Source organism: Lysobacter sp. Root494, from assembly GCF_001427225.1.
In the GTDB taxonomy this organism is placed as follows: domain Bacteria; phylum Pseudomonadota; class Gammaproteobacteria; order Xanthomonadales; family Xanthomonadaceae; genus Agrilutibacter.
Genome location: NZ_LMFH01000005.1, coordinates 983061 through 997244 on the forward strand (window position 1 = coordinate 983061; position 14184 = coordinate 997244).

The 14184-nt window shown below is 65.6% G+C and carries 11 protein-coding genes; 1 reads left to right on the forward strand and 10 read right to left on the reverse strand.

The window, feature by feature from the left end; translation table 11 throughout:
* The first annotated feature begins 7 nt into the window (after positions 1–7).
* Positions 8–214: a DUF2945 domain-containing protein gene (locus ASD14_RS07805; RefSeq protein WP_056131303.1), complete on the forward strand. Its 207-nt coding sequence runs from the start codon at positions 8–10 to the stop codon at positions 212–214.
* A gap of 2 nt (positions 215–216) precedes the next feature.
* Here the strand turns inward: ASD14_RS07805 and recJ are convergent, their stop codons facing one another.
* The 10 genes from recJ to dnaJ form a co-directional block, all read right to left on the reverse strand.
* A complete protein-coding gene (gene recJ, locus ASD14_RS07810; protein ID WP_056132315.1) occupies positions 217–1932 on the reverse strand; it encodes a single-stranded-DNA-specific exonuclease RecJ in 1716 nt (571 codons plus the stop codon).
* Positions 1929–2858 (reverse strand): hypothetical protein, encoded by a 930-nt coding sequence (locus ASD14_RS07815; protein ID WP_056131307.1) that lies wholly within the window; start codon positions 2856–2858, stop codon positions 1929–1931. Before ASD14_RS07815 ends, recJ begins: the two co-directional genes overlap by 4 nt.
* A gap of 7 nt (positions 2859–2865) precedes the next feature.
* The gene (greA, locus tag ASD14_RS07820; RefSeq protein ID WP_056131310.1) at positions 2866–3342 is read right to left on the reverse strand and encodes a transcription elongation factor GreA; all 477 of its coding nucleotides are present in this window, start codon (positions 3340–3342) and stop codon (positions 2866–2868) included.
* A 108-nt stretch (positions 3343–3450) separates the two neighbouring features.
* Positions 3451–6702 (reverse strand): carbamoyl-phosphate synthase large subunit, encoded by a 3252-nt coding sequence (carB, locus tag ASD14_RS07825; RefSeq protein WP_056131312.1) that lies wholly within the window; start codon positions 6700–6702, stop codon positions 3451–3453.
* A 7-nt stretch (positions 6703–6709) separates the two neighbouring features.
* Positions 6710–7105 (reverse strand): hypothetical protein, encoded by a 396-nt coding sequence (locus ASD14_RS07830; protein WP_235565333.1) that lies wholly within the window; start codon positions 7103–7105, stop codon positions 6710–6712.
* 52 nt (positions 7106–7157) lie between these two features.
* Complete coding sequence (locus ASD14_RS07835) at positions 7158–8426, reverse strand: hypothetical protein (protein ID WP_157475165.1); 1269 nt, start codon at positions 8424–8426, stop codon at positions 7158–7160.
* Positions 8427–8529: 103 nt separating this feature from the next.
* Positions 8530–9666 carry a glutamine-hydrolyzing carbamoyl-phosphate synthase small subunit gene (gene carA / locus ASD14_RS07840; RefSeq protein WP_056131321.1) on the reverse strand — a complete coding sequence of 379 codons (1137 nt, stop codon included), beginning with the start codon at positions 9664–9666 and terminating at the stop codon, positions 8530–8532.
* A 214-nt stretch (positions 9667–9880) separates the two neighbouring features.
* Positions 9881–12088: a DUF1631 family protein gene (locus ASD14_RS07845; RefSeq protein WP_056131324.1), complete on the reverse strand. Its 2208-nt coding sequence runs from the start codon at positions 12086–12088 to the stop codon at positions 9881–9883.
* Between the two features lie 144 nt (positions 12089–12232).
* A complete protein-coding gene (dapB, locus tag ASD14_RS07850; RefSeq protein ID WP_082538811.1) occupies positions 12233–12943 on the reverse strand; it encodes a 4-hydroxy-tetrahydrodipicolinate reductase in 711 nt (236 codons plus the stop codon).
* A gap of 46 nt (positions 12944–12989) precedes the next feature.
* On the reverse strand, positions 12990–14123 hold the full coding sequence (gene dnaJ / locus ASD14_RS07855) for a molecular chaperone DnaJ (protein WP_056131330.1): 1134 nt from the start codon (positions 14121–14123) through the stop codon (positions 12990–12992).
* Between the last annotated feature and the right edge of the window lie 61 nt (positions 14124–14184).

The window sequence follows — 14184 nt, forward strand, 5'->3', positions numbered from 1 at the left end:
AGCAACCATGGAGCGCTTCAGGGTCGGTGATCACGTCAGCTGGAATTCCGAAGCCGGGCGCGTCAGCGGCCGCATCATCCGTGTCCACACGCGCGACTTCGACTACAAGGGGCACACCCATCGTGCCAGTTCCGACGACCCGCAGTACGAGATCCGCAGCGACCGGACCGACCATGTCGCCGCCCACCGGGGCAGCGTGCTGAAAAAGATCTGACGTCAAGCCGGTTCGCGGTGGACCACCACCAGCTGCACCGCGTCGCCGCCGCGATAGTCGTCGGCTTCCAGCCGATAGGCGATGCGCACCTTCCCCGATGGCGCCGTCCCTTCCCAGCCGCCGAAATGGATCGCATTGAAACGCCGGCCCGAATGGCCGAGTTCGAGCTTGAGGTGCCGCTCGCCGACCACGCGCGCCGCCAGCACTTCGAATTCGCCATCGAATTGCGGCTCGGGGAAGCCCTGCCCCCATGGCCCGGCATCGCGCAGCAGTTCCGCGTGGTGGCGGGTGAACTCGTCGGCGGCGAGTTCGCCGTCGCTGGGGATTTCCGATTGCAATAACTCGGGCGTGAGCCACCGCGTGGCGCAGTCGGTGAATGCCTGCTTGAAGTCGCGCAAGGCCGCCAGCGGCAGCGACAGACCCGCCGCCATCGCATGGCCGCCGAAGCGCTCGATCAGGCCCGGGTGCCGGGCTGCGACGTCGGCCAGCGCATCGCGCATGTGGAAGCCGGGAATCGAGCGGGCGGAGCCGCGCAGGTGGTCACTGCCCGGTTCGGCCGGCGCGAAGGCGATCACCGGGCGATGCAGGCGCTCCTTCATCTTCGAGGCCACCAGGCCGACTACGCCCGGATGCCATTCGGCGTCGTAGAAGCACACCGCCGCGTTGCCGACTGCCGTATCCAGCGCAACGGCCTGCAACGCACGCTCGGCTTCGTCGGTCATCTGCTGCTGGACGGCGCGGCGTTCGCCGTTGATCTCGTTCAGCGTGGCAGCGATGTCGCGCGCCTGCGCGGGGTCGTCGGTCACCAGGCATTCGATGCCCAGCGACATGTCTTCCAGTCGTCCTGCGGCATTGATGCGGGGACCGATCGCGTAACCGATGTCGGTGGCGCTGAGTCTCGCTGCATCGCGCTGCGAGACTTCGATGAGCGCGCGCAGCCCCGGGCAGCCCCTGCCCTCGCGAAGCCGGCGAAGGCCCGCGCTTACGAGCGCGCGATTGTTCACGTCCAGCGGCACGAGGTCGGCGACGGTGCCGACGGCGACCAGATCGAGCAGTTGCGACAGATCCGGTTCGCTGGTGCTGAAGCTTCCCTGTGCGCGCAGGTGCTTACGCAACGCGAGCAGCACGTAGAACATCACGCCGACGCCGGCGAGTGCCTTGCTGGGAAACGCATCGCCGTGCGCATTCGGATCGACGATCGCGTCGGCGGGCGGCAGCGTATCGCCGGGCAGATGGTGGTCGGTGACGAGCACCTTCCAGCCGCGCGCCTTCGCCGCCGTGATGCCTGCGTGGCAGGCGATGCCGTGGTCGACCGTGACCAGGAGATCGGGTTCGAGCGCGGCCAGTTCGTCCACCAGCGATGGCGAGAGGCCGTAACCATGAACCATGCGGTTCGGCACCGCGTACGACACGCGTCCGGCGCCGAGCATGCGCAATCCACGCACGCCGACGGCACAGGCGGTCGCGCCATCGCAGTCGAAGTCACCGACAACGACGATGTGGCTGCTGGCGGCCATGGCATCCGCGAGCAGGTGCACCGCCGCTTCCATGCCACCCATCAGGTCCGGCGGCAACAGGTTGGCGAGGCGTGGCTGCGCCTGGTCGAAGTCGGTTGCGCCTCGCGCCGCATAGAGCCTGGCGAGCAGGTTCGGGAAGCCTTCCGGCCACCCGCTCAACTCGACGCTGGCCCTGCGCACCAAGCGCGGCATCGACTTCATGCGGCGATCGAATGCAGCGGCCGGCGCCAGAAGCGCCAACGCTGTCCGGCTCGGATCACGAAGCGGGCGCCATCGGCGAAATCGAGCGTCACACGTGCTACCTGTCCGTCGCGCAGATCGGCCAGCACGGGTTCGATCCACTGCGCCTGCAACTGCGCGAGATCACGCACGTGTCGCAGGTCGAACAGGCGCTCGCCCCCGGCCGTGCCATAACGTGCGGGCAGCGGCATCGCAGCGGCCTTCGCTGCGGCCGCAAACGCACGGATAGCTTCGTCGTCGCTGAAGATCGCGGTATACGAAGTAGCAACATGGTCCGGCAGCGTGCTTGCGCCCCAGAACCACAGGGAATTTACCGGCGTCTTGCCCGCTGCTGCACGACGTTCATTGATGGGATGGTTGTGCAGGGTGACCTGCGCTTCGCTGAGCAGCGAACGCCAGCGCCTGCCTTCCGGGCCTTCGGGCAGATGCTCGAATAGATCCGCGCCCAAGGCTTCATCGGGACTGTTGAACGCAGGAAGGCGCGCCTCGCGCGGAAGTCGCAGATACCAGCGGGAGGGCGTGGGCGCATCCAGGGTGAAGCCGGTGTCGCCGAACAACGGCCGCAGCGGGCGCAGCAGCTCGGCGGCTTCTTCCTGCGTCAATGCGAGCGCGTCGCCATAGGCAAGCAGCCGCGCGCCATTGATGTCCGGGCGCACATACGCCGGATCGGCGCGCAGCCACGCCGACAATGCAGCATCACCGGCGTCGCGCTGACGTGTCACCGCGGCAACCGGCCATCCGCGTGGAAGGATGTCGAAGACGCGCGTGCTCTGCCCGCCACTGCCCGTTTCACGATCGGCACGCCCCATGGCCTTCGCGACGCCCGCGGTGAGGCGCTGCCCACCGAAACGTTCGCGGGCCGGTAGCAGCAGCATCGCCGAAGGCATCGCGACGTCAGCCCTGATAGGTGACGCCGATGATGTCGTACTCGCGGGTGCCGCCGGGGGCTTCGATGGTGACCGTGTCGCCTTCGTGCTTGCCGATCAGCGCACGCGCCACGGGAGAGGAAATCGCTATCAGTCCCTGCTTGATGTCGGCTTCCAGGTCGCCAACGATCTGATACGTCTTCTGCTCGTCGGTTTCCGCGTCGGCCAGGTCGACGGTCGCGCCGAACACCACGCGCGAACCGGCGTTGAGCGTGGAAATGTCGATGACCTGCGCATGCGACAGTTCGGCTTCCAGCTGCTTGATGCGACCTTCGATGAAACCCTGCTGCTCGCGGGCCGCGTGGTACTCGGCATTTTCCTTGAGGTCGCCGTGCGCGCGCGCCTCGGCGATGGCATTGATCACCGCCGGCCGCTTGACCGACTTCAGTTCTTCCAGCTCGGCGCGCAGGCGTTGCGCGCCTTTCAGGGTCAGGGGTGCTCGCATTTCTTCTTTTCCGTGCGGCCGCGCGTGAGGCGGCCTTTGCTGGAGCCGATTCTGTCTCAGTTCGGCCGGGGCGTCATCCCGGCTATCCGGGATGGCGCATGCAGACGATCAAGCCGCGCCATTCACTTCGGCGTGGAGTTCCTGCAGCGACCACACTGGCCCGGTGCCGCGGTAATCGAGCGAGTTCACCAGCGCACGCGCGCCGGAAACCGTCGTCGAGTACGTGACGCGCTGCTGCAGCGCTTCGCGGCGGATCGAGAACGAGTCGGTGATCGCCTGGCGGCCTTCCGTGGTGTTGATGATGTAGACGATCTCGCCATTCTTGATCAGGTCGACGATGTGCGGGCGGCCTTCGAGCACCTTGTTGATGCGCTCGCACTCGATGCCGTTGGCGGTGAGGAAGGCGTGCGTGCCTTCCGTGGCCACCAACGCGTAGCCGCGCTTGACCAGATCCTGCGCCACCGGCAGGACCCGCTTCTTGTCCGGATCACGAACGGAAACGAAGACCTTGCCCGAGGCTGGCAGCGCCTTGATTCCGCCCGCTTCCTGCGCGCGTGCCATCGCCGCGCCGAAGTTGCGGCCGACGCCCATCACTTCGCCGGTCGAACGCATTTCCGGGCCGAGGATCGGATCGACGCCCTGGAACTTGGCGAACGGGAAGATCGCTTCCTTGACCGAGTAGTAGCTGGGAATGATTTCCTTCGTCGCGCCCTGTTCGGCCAGCGTCTGCCCGACCATGCAACGCGCGGCGATCTTCGCCAGCGGCATGCCGGTCGCCTTGGACACGAACGGCACGGTGCGCGAGGCGCGCGGATTCACTTCGATCAGATAGACAGTGTCCCTGCCCTCCTCGTCGAAGGTGATCGCGAACTGCGTGTTCATCAGGCCGACGACGTTCAGTGCCTTGGCAAGCGCGACAACCTGCTCGCGCAGTTTTTCCTGCACTTCCTTCGTCAACGAGTAAGGCGGCAGCGAGCACGAGGAGTCGCCCGAATGCACGCCGGCTTCCTCGATGTGCTCCATCACGCCGCCGATCAGCACGTTGCCGTCCTTGTCGGCGATCACGTCGACGTCGACTTCCACCGCGTTGTCGAGGAAGCGGTCGAGCAGCACCGGCGAATCGTTCGACACCTTCACCGCGTCGCGGATGTAGCGCGTCAGGTCGGCATCCGAATGCACGATCTCCATCGCGCGGCCACCGAGCACGTAGCTGGGGCGCACGACCAGCGGATAGCCGATCTGCGAAGCGAGCCGCAGCGCTTCCTCGGGATTGCGGGCGGTGCGATTGAGCGGCTGGGCGAGGCCCAGTTCCTGCACCAGCTGCTGGAAGCGCTCGCGATCTTCGGCCAGGTCGATCGAATCCGGCGACGTGCCGATCACCGGCACCCCGTTGGCTTCGAGCGCGCGCGCGAGTTTCAGCGGCGTCTGGCCGCCGTATTGCACGATCACGCCCTTTGGTTTCTCGAGATCGCAGATCTCCAGCACGTCCTCGAGCGTCAGCGGTTCGAAGTACAGGCGGTCGGACGTGTCGTAATCGGTGGACACGGTTTCCGGGTTGCAGTTGACCATGATCGTTTCATAGCCGTCCTCGCGCAGGGCGAGCGCGGCATGCACGCAGCAGTAGTCGAACTCGATGCCCTGGCCGATGCGGTTCGGGCCACCGCCGAGCACGATGATCTTGTTGCGATCGGTCGGGTTGGCCTCGCACTCGTCCTCGTAGGTCGAGTACAGGTAGGCGGTGCTGGTGGCGAATTCGGCCGCGCACGAATCCACGCGCTTGTACACGGGCCGCACCTTGAGCGCGCGGCGCAATGTACGCACGGCGGTTTCGTCGGTATTCGTGAGTTGCGCAATCCGCGCGTCGGAGAAACCCATGCGCTTGAGCGCACGCATGCGCTTTGCGTCGAGCGAAGCCATGCCATTGGCCGCGACTTCCTTTTCGCACGCGATGATTTCCTCGATCTGGTCGAGGAACCACGGATCGACGAACGACAGCGCATGCACGTCTTCGACGCTCATGCTCGCGCGGAAGGCGTCGCCGATGTGGAACATGCGTTCCGGGCCAGGCTCCTTCAGTTCGCGACGCAGGATCGCGAGATCGTCTTCGCTTGCCAGATCCAGGCCGGTTGGGTCGAGGCCGACTTTGCCGGTTTCGAGTCCACGGAGCGCCTTCTGCAGCGATTCCTGGAAAGTGCGGCCCATCGCCATCACTTCGCCCACCGACTTCATCTGCGTGGTGAGGCGTGCGTCGGCCTGGGGGAACTTTTCGAAGGCGAAGCGCGGGATCTTGGTGACGACGTAGTCGATGGTCGGCTCGAACGAAGCCGGCGTCAGGCCACCGGTGATCTCGTTGCGCAGCTCGTCCAGCGTGTAGCCCACCGCGAGCTTCGCGGCGATCTTCGCGATCGGGAAACCGGTCGCCTTCGACGCCAGCGCGGACGAACGCGACACGCGCGGGTTCATCTCGATCACGACGACGCGGCCGTTCGTGGCGTTGATGCCGAACTGCACGTTCGAGCCGCCGGTGTCCACGCCGATCTTGCGCAACACCGCGATCGAGGCGTCGCGCAGGCGCTGGTATTCCTTGTCGGTGAGCGTCTGCGCGGGCGCGACGGTGATCGAGTCACCGGTGTGTACGCCCATCGCGTCGAAGTTCTCGATCGAGCAGACGATGATGCAGTTGTCCGCCTTGTCGCGGACCACTTCCATCTCGAATTCCTTCCAGCCCAGCACCGATTCTTCGACCAGCACTTCGGTGGTCGGCGATAGTTCGAGGCCGCGGTTGACGATCTCGATCAGTTCCTCGCGGTTGTAGGCGATGCCGCCACCGCTGCCGCCAAGGGTGAACGACGGACGGATGATGGTTGGATAACCCACGCGCGTCTGGATATCGATCGCTTCTTCCAGCGTGTGCGCGACTTCGGCCTTCGGGCACTCCAGGCCGATTTCCTTCATCGCGACGCGGAACAGCTCACGGTCTTCCGCCATGCGGATCGCATCGCGGGAGGCGCCGATCAGCTCGACGTTGTACTTCTCCAGCACGCCGTTGTCGGCGAGGTCCAGCGCGCAGTTCAGCGCGGTCTGGCCGCCCATGGTGGGCAGCAGCGCATCGGGCTTTTCCTTGGCGATGATCTTCTCGACCGTCTGCCAGTTGATCGGCTCGATGTACACGGCGTCGGCCATGTTCGGGTCGGTCATGATCGTCGCGGGATTGCTGTTCACGAGCACCACGCGATAGCCCTCGTCGCGCAGGGCCTTGCAGGCTTGGGCGCCGGAATAGTCGAACTCGCAGGCCTGTCCGATCACGATCGGGCCCGCGCCGATGATCATTACGGTCTTGATGTCTGTGCGCTTGGGCATGGTGTCCTCAGTAAAGTCGTTCCTGCCACGCGCTGGGCGCGAGCCAGGTGATCTGTTCGGGCGACCGTGCATCGATCGCTCCATTCTTCACGGCAGCAAGCACGGCCTGCTGCATGGTGTTCCAGCTTCCGGCGGTCGCGCCGATGCGCGCACCGAGCTGGTTGTTGTGCGCGTCCATCGCACGTGCGGCGTTTCCTTCACCGCCCCGCTCCATCACGGCCGTCACCCAGTCGACGCAGCGCGGCGACAGGGTGTAGGCGACGATGGCACTGGCGAGCGAATGGCGATACGCATCGGCCGGGCCGTTGCGACCTCCCGGCAGGTCGGCTTCGAAGAACCGCAAATACGTCGCAGTCATCACGAATGCCGGGTACATGCCGAGCAACACGCCAACAATGAACATCCGGCGCCGGAAGCGCCTGGGTTCCCTGTTGGCGGTCGCTCTCTCCATGGTTTCAGTTCGACACGCCCGCAACCGGGGTGTAACGGATGCCCGCGACATCGTCGGAATAGACCGTGAGGGTGAAACCGCCCTCTTCCTTGTCCAGCTCCAGGGTCAGCACCTGCGGCAGGTAAGCACGCAGGATGCCGCGTCGCTGGGTTCCCAGGCGCGTGCTGACTTCGATGTGCTGCCCGAGCAGGGCGGCCGCCTGTTGATATGCCACCTCCGCACCGGGCTTGGGAAGCTCGACCGCCGCTGTCTGCACTACCTGTACCGGAGTGGCATTCGCCTGCGCAGGAACCGGCGCCGTCCCACCAGCCGCGCGACTGTTGGGACCGGGCCCGCTCCACACGACCTGCATCGACGACGGATTCGCCCCACTCGCAGCAATCTGCAGCGGGAACGCCTGCATCTTCTGGAGGAAGTTCATTCCCATGAACTGGCCGAAGGTCAGGTTCGCCGGCCCCGAGCTACGGATCACCAGCTGCTGGCCTTCCTTCGCGAATGCGGCGTACTGCTGGAGCGCGGCTTCACCGTACGACAGGTTTTCCTCCGCCAGGCGCCGGCGCACTTCCTGCATGTGGTAGTCCGCGAATGCATTGGCACCCATGCCATGCTCCTTCGCGCAGGCTGCATTACGCACACCGACGAACCCCTGGTCGGTGATGGTCAGGCTGGCCGAACGCAGCGGCGCCTCGCCCAGCTCCACAATCAGGTTTTTCGTACGGACCGGCCATTCCATGTCGACGGTGGTGTCCAGAGACAACTTGCCGACGCCCGCGGTTTCGAGCGCGTAACCCACGTTTACCGACTGCGTCGACTGGCGGTCGATCCGTACGTGCACGTCGCGGCGCAGCTCCTTCAAACCCATCGCCCGGATCTGATTCCGGGTCAACAGGTAGTCGGTGCACCCCATCGCGTCGTACGGAAGGTTGGTGTAGTTGCCGGGCGTATCGTCGGTATCGGCAGTGTCCCGAAGACCCTCAAGCGTCACGCCGATTTCGTCGGGCATGTACTTCGAAGGCATGAAGAAGCTGTTGCGCAACAGCCAGAAGGGACTCGACGGCCGGATCACGACTCGATCCATGGCATAGGTCTTACTCGCCTGCCCCTCGCCGTCGTAATGCGTGACGGTTACGTCCTTGACGCCGAAATGGCCTTGCCAGTTGAAGAAGCTGCCGCCGTACTCGATGTCCATGATTTCGGACGCCGTGTCGGTCAGTTCCTCGACCATGCTCCATACGGCGATGCGCAATCCCAGATACAGAAGTCCGACTGCCACGATGATCCGAAGCGGCCACGGAACCCTGGAGAAAAAGCCCGCGATCTTGCCCACTAAAACTCCCCTTTTCAGATGGACGGAACGGAGTAGCGGCGCGGCCTGCTCAAGCGCGACGCATGGATTCGACGAAGCGATCAAACAGCGGTCCGACATCGTGCGGACCCGGGCTCGCTTCCGGATGTCCCTGGAAGCTGAAGGCCGGTGCGTCGGTCAGTTCGATGCCCTGGTTGCTGCCGTCGAACAGCGACCGGTGGGTCACGCGGACGTTCGCGGGCAACGTGTGCTCGTCGACCGCGAAGCCGTGGTTCTGCGAGGTGATCATCACGCGGCCACCGGTGAGGTCCTGCACGGGGTGGTTCGCGCCGTGGTGGCCGAACTTCATCTTCATCGTCTTCGCACCGCTGGCGAGGCCGAGCAGCTGGTGGCCGAGGCAGATGCCGAAGGTCGGAACCTTGCGATCGACGAACTCGCGGATCGCGTTGATCGCGTAGTCGCAGGGCTCGGGATCGCCTGGACCGTTCGAGAGGAAGACGCCGTCTGGGTTCATCGCCAGCACGTCCGCGGCCGATGTCTGCGCAGGCACGACGCTCACGCGGCAGCCGCGCTCGGCAAGCATGCGCAGGATGTTGTGCTTCACGCCGAAGTCGTAGGCCACGACATGGAACTTCGGATCGGCATGGACGAAGACGTTGTTGTCGAGGTCCAACTGGCCGTCCTGCCACTCGTACGCGGTCGGGGTGGTGACAACCTTCGCGAGGTCCATGCCCTTCAGGCCGGGAAACTTGCGCGCGGCTTCGAGTGCCTTGTCCACGTCGAGGCTCTCATTAGGAGCGGCGCCCGCCATCAGCGCACCGTTCTGCGCGCCGGTGTCGCGCAGCAGGCGCGTCAGCTTGCGCGTGTCGATGTCGGAAATCGCGACGATGCCGCGCTTGGCAAGCCATTCGGGCATCGACACCTGGCTGCGCCAGTTGCTCGGGCGACGCGGCACGTTGCGCACGATCAGGCCGGAAGCCCAGACCTGGCGCGCTTCGTCGTCCTGCTCGGTCATGCCGGTGTTGCCGACGTGCGGATACGTCAGCGTGACGATCTGGCGGGCGTAGGAAGGATCCGTGAGGATTTCCTGGTAGCCGGTGATGGCGGTGTTGAAGACCACCTCGCCGACCGAAAGGCCGGGCGCGCCTGCGGAAATGCCCTCGAAGATCGTGCCGTCTTCGAGTGCAAGGATTGCGGGTTCTGTCACGGGGATCGCCTTGGCAGCTGGGGGACTGACCCCACCAGGCCGGCAACGCGCGGATTCGCCGTCAGGCAAACGCAGGTTGCAGCAAACCGCGGACTCGGGTTGGACCGGTCCGGCGGGCGGGGTTCAGGCGAGCGGGAATTGTAGTGGTGACGCCACTGATACGCCAGCACAAATTTCGCAGCCTTGCGGCTGCGTGCCCGATGATGATCGTGCGCTAGGTGGTGGTCGCGCCTTCGGGAGGGCTTATCGGGGCTGGAGCGACGGCTTTCAGCCTTCCCATCACCTGGTGCATGGCATCGTCAAACGCCGTATCCGCTTCACGCAGCTGCAGGCGGCCGAGTCGTGCCATCGCCGCGAGTTCCTCGGCGGAGGCGACGAGAACACGGATGCCGCGCCGGTTCACGAACAGCAGGCGTGATGAGATCGGGCTGATCCACGAGACCTTGGCCGGCTCCACGCGGCCGCTTTCGCTGGTCAGCTGCACCCAGGTGCCGATTTCGAGCGCACGCATGCGCTCAGCCATGGCAGGGTCGAAGTCGAGTGTTGCGTTGCCCGCGACCAGTTGCAATTCCGCGGAATCCGCCGCTGGTCCCGGAGCGGCTGGAATCGGCGACGCCGGAAGCTGCTCGGCGATCGCCGCCACGCTTTCGCCGGCGGAGACGCGCTGGAAGGTGCGCTGCAGCGTCGTGAGGATTTCGTCCGCCGCATGTCCGAGGATGCCGGAGCTTTCCAGGATCGAAAGCAGCGTGGGACGCGGCAGTTCAGGCAGCTTGTCGGGGGGCACGCCCAGTTCGGCGTGGTCGAAACTCACCAGCAGGCAAGTCACCGCATCAATTGCTTCGGCATAACGCGGCGCCTCCTTGCCTTCGCGCAGAATGACCTGGGCAAGGTGGTGCGCGGTGTACTGGTTGATGAAGGCGTCGAGCGCCGGAGGCAACTCCCGCGTATCGCGGCTGACTGCGAGGTCGACCGAAACACCTTCGCGCGCCTGTTCGAGCCGCTCCTTGCCGCGTTGCGCTTCCGCGGCGCGGCGTTCGGTCAGTTCGATGCGCTTGTGGTGCTGCTCCATGAAGCCACGGAGCTCCTGCTCGAGCGTCTCGAAAATCGCGACATCTTCGTTGAACTCGGCGACCAGGCGCTCGATCGTGCCGTCGACGCGCGCCATGAGCTCGCGTTCCTGCGGGCTCTCGCCGCGATTGCCCTCGCTCGCCTCCGCCACGGCGTTGAGCAGACGTCGGGCGGGGTGGGCCTTGTAGAGGAACAACCGGCGGTCCTTCACCGCGACCTTGATGTAGGGCACGAGCAGGCGGTTGATCTTGCTGCGCACGTCGGGTTCGAAATGGCGCTCGTCGAGCAGCACGTCGAACAGCATGCCGACGAGGTCGACGGCGTCCTCGTCGACTTCGGAGAGAGCGACGTTGTCGCCGCCCATTCCGAGGCGGCGGGCACCCGAGAGCAGGTCGCGACGCAGCTGTTCTGCCAGTGGCACGCGTGAATCGGCAGTGCCCTGCTCGTACGGCCGCGGCGGTTCGCGCTGGAGAAGCGAGAGCACCGTCATCACGTCCGAACTGCTGATGGCGGGTCCGGCCTCGGCAGCGCGTGCGGGATTCATGGCCTGGCGCCACGATTGCAACAATCCCAGCAGGTTGGAGAACATGGCCTGGTCGCCCGGGCCGGTCATGCCGAACTGCGTGGCGACGGCATTGGCGACCGCGACGGTGGCTGGGTCCGCGGTGGACGTGTCCGCAGGCTGGTTCGGCTGCGGAAGCGGTTCGGCCCGCTTGGTCGCCTTGATGTGCGGCAGGATGCCTGCCGCAACCAGGCCGGAATTCAGACGGTCGTAGAGCGGTGCGAGCGAAGCGGAGAGGTCCCGCTCGAAGAACTTGTACAGCACGATGCGGACACTCGTGCTGACATCAAGCGCCGTCAGCGAGTTTCCGAGTGCTTCGGCAAGGAATTTCGGGCCGACGGGATTGTCGCGTGCTCCCAACACCGGACGCTCGCTCAACGCGGCCAGGCGTTTTTCCAGCAGCTCGAGCGCGGGTGCGTGGTAACGGCCGAGGCCATCGATGACCTGCTCGGTCGCCAGTTGCTCCTCAAGGGCTTCGTCGGACACGAGGCTGAGCGATGAGGCATCGACCGCGCGCGCGCCCATGGGCGCTTCCTGCAGCCGGCGGAAAGCCTCGGCAATGGCCTGATCGAAACGCTGCCCGATCTGCGCGCGCGCGCGACGCAGGTCGCGGAGTGCCGTCAGTTCGGCACCGCCGCCGTTGTTGCTGCTATCGAACAGATAATCGTCCGCGCGACGCAGGATGCGTTCGAGCGCGAGCCCCAGCTGTTCCTGGCTGATGCGCTGCATCGCGGCCAGCAGTAATTGCGGATCGCGGCTTCCTGTCGGAAACGGATCTCCCTGCGTGGTCATGCGTTATCCCCCGGTTCAGCCGACATCCTAGCGACCTGAACCGACAGCGTGGTGACGCAGATCATGAAGCTGTCGCGTCCCTTCGGCCCGGCGCAACCCCGGCTGTCGGAACGTGCGGCCCATCACACTCCGCGCATTCGAAATTCAATCGAGCAGATCCCGCAGCCGGTACTGCCCCGGCGCCCGTTGCGCCAGGCGGGAAGCCGCGTGCAGGGCGCCACGGGCGAAAATGTCGCGGTTGGTGGCGCGGTGCACCAGTTCGATCCGCTCGCCAAGTGAGGTGAACTGGACCAGGTGCTCACCCACGATGTCGCCGGCACGCAGCGACGCGTAGCGGGGCTCCGCGCCGCCCTTCCCGGCTGAAGCGCCCAGCGCGAGCGCAGTCCCCGACGGCGCGTCTTTCTTGTGGACGTGATGCGATTCGACGATGTCGCAGTCCCATCCCTGCAGTGCGGAAGCCGCGCGCTCGACGAGATCGCTCAGCACGGCAACGCCAAGGCTGAAGTTGGCCGACCACAGCACCGGAATTTCCGCCGTTGCGGCTCGTATCGCCTGCCCCTGCAGTTCGGAGAGTCCGGTAGTCCCCGACACCAGTGCCGCGCGGCGCGAGCGGCAGGTATCCAGGATGGCGTCGAATCCTTCGGGAAGGCTGAAGTCGATGGCGACGTCGAATGCCGGCACGCCTCCGAGTTCGCTGGTCGCGAACTGGGGAATGCCATCGATCACGCGCGACGCGACCTTGCGCGATACCGCGCCAATGACTTCGAGGTCGGGCCGTTCGCTCGCGAGTCGCAGCAACGCCTGGCCCATGCGGCCGGAGGCGCCGTGGATGAGGATTCGGATCGGGGTGCTCATGCGCGGCAGGCTAGCGCCTCGACGCGCACTTGCACAGGGCGCCTCGTCAGGACGTCATGCGATCCCAGAAGCCCTTCACGCCATCAATGAAGGTCGACGAACGCGGCGAATGCTTGCGCGCACCGTCGCCGCTGAATGTCAGCTCGAACTGCTCGAGCAACTCGCGCTGTTCAGCGGTGAGGTTCACCGGCGTTTCCACCACCACACGGCAATAGAGATCGCCCGGGGCCCGGCTGCGCACGGACTTCACGCCGCGGTCGCGCAGGCGGAACTGCTTGCCGGTCTGCGTTTCGCTGGGAATACGCAGTTCGACTTCGCCGTCGAGCGTGGGCACGCGGACGATATCGCCGAGTGCCGCCTGCGAGATGCGGATCGGCACGTCACAATGCAGGTCGTCGCCGTCGCGTTCGAAGATCTCGTGTGGGCGCACGCGGATTTCGACGTAGAGGTCGCCGGGCGGCGCGCCCGCGGGACCAGCTTCGCCCTCGCCTGCCAGGCGGATGCGGTCGCCGTTGTCGACGCCCGCGGGAATCTTGACCTGCAGGGTCTTGGTGCGTTCGACCCGGCCCTGGCCATGGCAGTCGCCGCACGGGTTGGTGATGATCTTGCCGCGTCCGCCGCAGTGCGGACAGGTCTGCTGCATGGAGAAGATGCCGCGCTGGAATCGGACTTGGCCGCGACCATGGCAGGTACCGCAATTCTCCAGCTTGCCGTCCGCCGATCCCGTGCCCTTGCAGGTGTCGCACTCGTCGAGGGTCGGTATCTCGATCTTCTTCTCGATGCCGCCGACGGCCTCCTCCAGCGACAGCTCCATCACGTAACCGATGTCGGCACCGCGGCGCGGTCCGCGCGCTCCGCCGGCGCCGCCTCCAAAGATGTTGCCGAAGATGTCGCCGAAGATGTCGCCCATGTCGGCGTACGCACCTGCACCGCCACCACCGCCACCCATGCCGTGTTCGAACGCTGCATGGCCGTGCTGGTCATACATGCGGCGCTTGGAGGCGTCGGAAAGCACTTCATAGGCTTCCTTGCACTCCTTGAACGAAGCCTCGGCCGCGTGGTCTCCCGGATTGCGGTCCGGGTGGTACTTCATCGCACAGCGGCGATAGGCCTTCTTCAGGTCTTCGTCGCTGGCGTCGCGGGCCACGCCCAGGACTTCGTAATAGTCGCGCTTGCTCATCGCTGCTGCCGTCATTCCCCAATGCTTCCAAACACCGACGGGCAGACCATGGCCTGCCCGT

What these genes read in the sequence shown, in the direction of transcription:
- ASD14_RS07845 (WP_056131324.1), bottom strand. Translation starts at nt 12,088, where the DNA reads ATGACCACGCAGGGAGATCCGTTTCCGACAGGAAGCCGCGATCCGCAA.
- dnaJ (WP_056131330.1), bottom strand. Translation starts at nt 14,123, where the DNA reads ATGAGCAAGCGCGACTATTACGAAGTCCTGGGCGTGGCCCGCGACGCC.
- ASD14_RS07830 (WP_235565333.1), bottom strand. Translation starts at nt 7,105, where the DNA reads ATGTTCATTGTTGGCGTGTTGCTCGGCATGTACCCGGCATTCGTGATG.
- recJ (WP_056132315.1), bottom strand. Translation starts at nt 1,932, where the DNA reads ATGAAGTCGATGCCGCGCTTGGTGCGCAGGGCCAGCGTCGAGTTGAGC.
- dapB (WP_082538811.1), bottom strand. Translation starts at nt 12,943, where the DNA reads ATGAGCACCCCGATCCGAATCCTCATCCACGGCGCCTCCGGCCGCATG.
- ASD14_RS07805 (WP_056131303.1), top strand. Translation starts at nt 8, where the DNA reads ATGGAGCGCTTCAGGGTCGGTGATCACGTCAGCTGGAATTCCGAAGCC.
- greA (WP_056131310.1), bottom strand. Translation starts at nt 3,342, where the DNA reads ATGCGAGCACCCCTGACCCTGAAAGGCGCGCAACGCCTGCGCGCCGAG.
- ASD14_RS07815 (WP_056131307.1), bottom strand. Translation starts at nt 2,858, where the DNA reads ATGCCTTCGGCGATGCTGCTGCTACCGGCCCGCGAACGTTTCGGTGGG.
- carB (WP_056131312.1), bottom strand. Translation starts at nt 6,702, where the DNA reads ATGCCCAAGCGCACAGACATCAAGACCGTAATGATCATCGGCGCGGGC.